Origin of the sequence: Streptomyces sp. NPDC001594, from assembly GCF_042893675.1 — a bacterium.
Classification (GTDB): Bacteria; Actinomycetota; Actinomycetes; order Streptomycetales; family Streptomycetaceae; genus Streptomyces.
Window position 1 is genome coordinate 1 of record NZ_JBIAVB010000044.1, and the last position, 1426, is coordinate 1426.

Genomic DNA, 1426 nt, shown 5'->3' on the forward strand with positions numbered 1-1426 from the left:
GACCTCGCCGTGGTCCTCGTCGACGCCCGCAACGGCGTCATCGAGCAGACCCGCCGCCACGCCGCCGTCGCCGCCCTCCTGCGCGTCCCCCACGTCGTCCTCGCCGTCAACAAGATGGACCTCGTCGACTACCAGGAGGCCGTCTTCGCGCGCATCGCCGAGGAGTTCACCGCCTACGCCTCCGAGCTGGGCGTCCCGGAGATCACCGCGATCCCGATCTCGGCGCTGGCCGGGGACAACGTGGTCGAGCCGTCGGCGAACATGGACTGGTACGGCGGCCCGACGGTGCTGGAGCACCTGGAGACCGTCCCGGTCAGCCACGACCTCACCGCCTGCCCGGCGCGTTTCCCGGTGCAGTACGTGATCCGTCCGCAGACCGCCGAGCACCCCGACTACCGCGGCTACGCGGGCCAGATCGCCTCCGGCGTGCTGCGCGTCGGCGAGGCCGTCACCGTCCTGCCGTCGGGCAAGACCTCGGTCATCGAGGGCATCGACGCGCTCGGTGAGTCCGTGGACATCGCCTGGTCCCCGCAGTCGGTGACGCTGCGGCTGAAGGACGACATCGACATCTCACGCGGCGACCTGATCGCGCCGACCGCGAGCGCCCCGGCCACCACCCAGGACGTCGTCGCGACGGTCTGCCACGTGGCCGACCAGCCGCTGGCCGTGGGCGCGCGGGTGCTGCTCAAGCACACCACGCGCACGGTCAAGGCGATCGTCAAGGAGATCCCGTCCCGGCTGACCCTCGACGACCTCTCCCAGCACCCCGCACCGGGACAGCTGGTGGCCAACGACATCGGCCGCGTCGTCGTGCGCACCGCCGAGCCGCTCGCGCTCGACGCGTACGCCGACTCGCGCCGCACCGGGTCCTTCCTGCTGATCGACCCGGCCGACGGCACCACCCTCGCGGCGGGCATGGCGGGCGAGTCCTTCGCCTCCAAGGCCGAAGCGGTACCGGCGGACGAAGAAGGGTGGGACTTCTAGGTCATGCGGACCGACATGTACACCACCTTCGCCAAGGAGGGCGGCCGGGTGGGCAGCGGCGCCCTCGGCAGCGGCCAGGGAGGAGTGGCGCGATGTGCGCGATGACCGCACTGCCGTCGGCATCCCGCCTTCGCGTCCTCCACGAGCCGTACCCGTCCCCGCTCCACCCCCGAAAGACCGCGCCGTAAGACACAGACGGCGCGTCGAGAGGAAGTCCTCCCGTGCCTGTCACCCGTAAGACCCTGCTCCGCCGCGGTGTCACCGCCGCCACCGCCCTGCCGCTGCTGATCGGCGTCCTCGCCTCCTGCGGCTACGGTTCCCAGGCGGAGAAGACGGAGAACAAGCCCGCCGGGGCGTCCGCCGAGGGTGCCAAGGCGCTCTCCGCGTCCGAGGTCCGGATCGGGTACTTCCCGAACCTGACGCACGCCACCGCCCTGGTCGG

At 71.8% G+C, this 1426-nt stretch carries 1 protein-coding gene and 1 pseudogene; both read left to right on the top strand.

Annotation, left to right across the window (positions count from 1 at the left end; translation table 11 throughout):
* Window positions 1-984 (top strand): sulfate adenylyltransferase subunit 1 (locus tag ACFY0O_RS37655; RefSeq protein WP_388955618.1); only part of this gene is annotated, 984 nt, incomplete at its 5' end.
* Window positions 985-1205: 221 nt separating this feature from the next.
* Window positions 1206-1426 (top strand): annotated as a pseudogene (locus ACFY0O_RS37660) (sulfate ABC transporter substrate-binding protein); the annotation flags it as partial.